Raw genomic sequence first — 3,373 nt, 5'->3', positions numbered from 1 at the left:
AGGCAGGTTACCCACGTGTTACTCACCCGTCCGCCGCTAAGTATCAGAGGTGCAAGCACCTCATCAACTCCGCTCGACTTGCATGTATTAGGCACGCCGCCAGCGTTCGTCCTGAGCCAGGATCAAACTCTCCAAATTGGTGTTTGAMWTGCTCATTACTTTTTTATCGCTTTTCTCACGATTCGTTAGAATCGTAAGGGCAGTTATTACTCGTTGTTCAGTTTTCAAAGAGCAATCTATTCTTTCGTTTGTCATGCTTGTTTTGCTTGCTGTCCGCGTGTGTCTCTCGGCCAGAAATAGAATATACCATGCATTCACCCATTAATGCAAGTCTTTTTTGAAATTAATTTATAATAATCTTTATTTACATATGTAAAACCCTTTCTATACAGCTGTAATGCCTATGTTTACTACAATAAAGCATGTAAATACATGATTCCATCTTTAAAGAAGAAGAATAACATTAATTATAAATGGATATCGTTTACAGCGCAAATGAACAACTCTTTAACATTCTCAATCATAACTGCTTTCCATCCATTTTATAATGCTATATCGCTCTCCATCGCTGGATAACATTATTTTCAACAATAGCATTCTCGGCTATACAACAATTCCTCGTTAATTGTGAATAGAGTTTACTTACTTCAATAAACAGAATAATTACATGAAAGACATTAGTTCATCCTCCAATTCCACACTGGTTAAATCCTTTACTATTGCTCTTGCGTTATAAAAAAACAGTTGACCTTCACGTTGCGTGAAGGTGTACGATGATGTTGTCAGGAGGTGAACACATGGAATATACCATACAAAAGCTAGGTCGATTAGCTGGAATTAGTACACGTGCGCTGCGTTATTATGATGAGATCGACATGCTTAAACCTGCACGGTTGAATTCTTCAGGCTATCGCATTTATGGGCAAGCGGAGGTTGATCGGCTGCAGCAGATTCTATTTTACAAAGAGCTTGGAATCGGATTAGAGGAAATCAAGGCCATCGTGACATCACCTTCCTTTGACGGTGAGAAGGCACTGCTGCAGCATCGACAAAAGCTTTTAGAGAAAAGAGTTCAGCTAGATCAGCTTATCGCTAATGTCGACAAAACATTAGCTCAAAAAGAAGGGAGAATAATAATGGAGAATAAAGAGAAATTCGAAGGTTTTAAGCAGCAGCTCGTTAATGAGAATGAGAAGAGCTTTGGTAAAGAGATTAGAGAAAAGTACGGAAACGAGCAGGTGGATCTCTCTAACCAAATAATCAAAAACATGACTAAAGAACAGCACACTGAAATCGAAAAGTTAGGGGCCGAGGTCATAAGCGTGCTTGAGGAAGCTTTTGCAACTGGTGATCCCGCTGGTCAGTTAGCACAGAAAGCAGCCGATCTCCATCGACAATGGCTAAGTTTTTATTGGGGCAGCTATACCAAAGAAGCACATGCGGGTGTTGCTCAAATGTATGTAGATGATGAAAGGTTTACAGCCTATTATGATAAAAACCTGCCCGGTGCTGCTGTATTTCTAAGAGATGCCATTCTTATTTATACAAATATGGATACCTCGCTAAATCCATAAAGAAAGGTGTAGGAAGGCATTTGCCTAACTACACCTTCCTTGCTGTTAGTCGAATCTAACAACTCATTTCTTTATATAGAAACTTACTCTCCAACCTAGTCGAAAGCGATTTGCGGTTCCAATCGAAGCAGCTATCCTATTTCGTTGTAGGATATAACGGCACACTTAGTGCAAACTTACTTCCAACTCCCTTTGTACTTTTAAGCGCAAGTTTGCCGCCAAGTAGATTGGTAAGCTGTATGCAAATAGAAAGCCCTAATCCAGTTCCTTCATATTTCCGCTGAATCGTGCTGTCCTCTTGTGAAAATGTATCAAAGACTCGCTGCTGGTTGTCCTCATCTATCCCAATACCGGTGTCCTTTACAACAAATACAATGCAGTCAGTAAGCTTATCCTTGTATACGTGCAAAGCGACATCGCCCTTATCCGTAAACTTAATAGCATTGTTTAATAGATTGCGAATAATTTGGCTCAGCTTTTGCCCATCTGATACTAGCATTTGAGGAGCCTCTTCATCTATTAAAACTTCGAAGCTTAGCTGCTTCTTTTCAGCTAAATGGGCAAATTCATGGTATACCAGCTGCGTAACATCCTCGACGGACACTTCTCCCCAGTTGATATCCATTTTCCCTGCTTCCATCTTGGATAAGTCAAGGATGTCATTAATGATTCGCAGCAATTCGTTACTAGAGCTGTTTATCATATCTGCATACTCAAAATTCTCATTGTGTTCCTGGCTGGCCGTATTCTCACGAATGAGCTCTGAGAGGACAATGATACTATTAAGAGGTGTCCGAAGCTCATGAGACATATTAGAGAGGAAGTCCGACTTGTATTTGGATGACTTCATGATTTGTATCGCTTTGTCTTCAAGCTCCTTCGTTTGCTCCATTAGAAGCAAGTTATTGTCGCGCAGCTCGTCCGCTTGGAGCTGTTCCTTATAAAAATCATTAATAATAAATAAGAATAAGGCACCAAGCAAAATAGAAAGAGGCAGCGTAAAAGGCATAATCTGCTTCAAGTACAACTCACGAGACAGAGCGCCAAAGATCGCGATACCAGTTACCTGTACAATATTGATGGTGAGCAAAGAAATCGTTGCCTTCTTACGATAGCCCCATAACTGGCGTCGTTCGTAAAGCATGACGAGCCCCGCAGCGACGAGTCCCATAATAGCGATATTAATTGATCCCGTTAGTGAGCTTGGTGTTATTCCATTGACAAAAAATCTTGAAGCAGAGATACCAAGTCCAATAATAAAAACATGGCGCGGATCTCGGAACACTAATGTTGCAAAAATAATAGGTACGCCGCGCAAATCGAATAAGGGCCCCTTACCTAATTCTACACCAACCATCATCGTCAGCCAGCCGGATAAAATAAAAGTGACAATCAACAAACTATTTTTCACATTGGAGGAAGCTCGGTTTAGAAAATTCTTATATAGGAGGTTAAAAAGGTAAGCACAAGTGATGAGAATGCTTATATTTGTAAAAAAGGTGACGGAAAAATTCATATATGTCCTCCCTTAGCTGTTTTTATTGTACACGAGGCTAACTCCTTTGACAAAAAAATAGCTCAAAAACATCTCATTTGAGTATCATTTCCTACTTTTAAACAACAAAAAAAGCCTTGCTAAGCAAGACTTCATTTGTCGTACTATGATGCGCGTAGAGGGACTTGAACCCCCACGGTTGCCCGCTAGATCCTAAGTCTAGTGCGTCTGCCAATTCCGCCATACGCGCGCATCCGAGATTAAAAAATGGTGAGTCATGTAGGATTCGAACCTACGACACCCT

Annotated in this window: 2 protein-coding genes, 1 tRNA gene and 1 rRNA gene; 1 reads left to right on the top strand and 3 read right to left on the bottom strand. The window is 40.6% G+C overall.

What is annotated here, in order from left to right:
- A 16S ribosomal RNA gene (locus tag AC1DPK_RS33970) occupies positions 1-138 on the bottom strand; the annotation flags it as partial.
- 659 nt (positions 139-797) lie between these two features.
- Between AC1DPK_RS33970 and AC1DPK_RS33965 the strand changes: the two genes are divergently transcribed.
- On the top strand, positions 798-1,574 hold the full coding sequence (locus AC1DPK_RS33965; RefSeq protein ID WP_477513008.1) for a MerR family transcriptional regulator: 777 nt from the start codon (positions 798-800) through the stop codon (positions 1,572-1,574).
- Between the two features lie 136 nt (positions 1,575-1,710).
- On the opposite strand, the gene AC1DPK_RS33960 is transcribed toward AC1DPK_RS33965, so the two are convergent.
- Together AC1DPK_RS33960 and AC1DPK_RS33955 are read right to left on the bottom strand one after the other, a co-directional pair.
- Positions 1,711-2,985: an ATP-binding protein gene (locus tag AC1DPK_RS33960; RefSeq protein WP_477513007.1), complete on the bottom strand. Its 1,275-nt coding sequence runs from the start codon at positions 2,983-2,985 to the stop codon at positions 1,711-1,713.
- Positions 2,986-3,239: 254 nt separating this feature from the next.
- Positions 3,240-3,319 (bottom strand) — tRNA-Leu (locus AC1DPK_RS33955).
- Between the last annotated feature and the right edge of the window lie 54 nt (positions 3,320-3,373).

The organism is Paenibacillus sp. 01T424, assembly GCF_056398745.1.
The sequence above is the reverse complement of the archived record's forward strand: the minus strand, read 5'-3'. Positions and strand labels throughout refer to the sequence as shown.